The sequence below is a fragment of the Amycolatopsis echigonensis genome (assembly GCF_014174495.1).
Lineage (GTDB): Bacteria > Actinomycetota > Actinomycetes > Mycobacteriales > Pseudonocardiaceae > Amycolatopsis > Amycolatopsis echigonensis.
Window position 1 is genome coordinate 1 of the sequence record NZ_JACJHR010000286.1, and the last position, 352, is coordinate 352.

The 352-nt window shown below is 67.6% G+C and carries 1 protein-coding gene; it reads left to right on the top strand.

What is annotated here, in order from left to right:
- The coding region (locus H5411_RS46795; protein ID WP_416333311.1) for an AMP-binding enzyme at positions 1-253 on the top strand (253 nt) is incomplete at its 5' end.
- Between the last annotated feature and the right edge of the window lie 99 nt (positions 254-352).

The following is a 352-nucleotide window of genomic DNA, read 5'->3' on the forward strand; positions in this document are numbered from 1 at the left end:
GGCGGCGGTCATCGCCGCACCGGACGAGCGCTGGCAGGAACGTCCGCTGGCGGCTGTCGTCCTTCGCGAGGGCGCGATCGTCTCGCCGGGGGAACTCCGATCCTGGTTGTCGGACAAGCTGCCGCGGTGGTGGCTGCCCGAGCGGTGGACCTTCGTCGAGGAGATCCCCCGCACCAGCGTGGGGAAGTTCGACAAGAAGGTGCTGCGCGGGGACTACGCGGACGGCCGGTTGAAGGTGGAGACCCTCGAATGACCTTCCGCGCCATGAAGTTCGCGGTGTAGCCGGCGGTGAGGAGGTGAGCGCATGAAGAGTGCCCCCAGCGCCTCGAAGATCGAATTCGACGGCGTGACT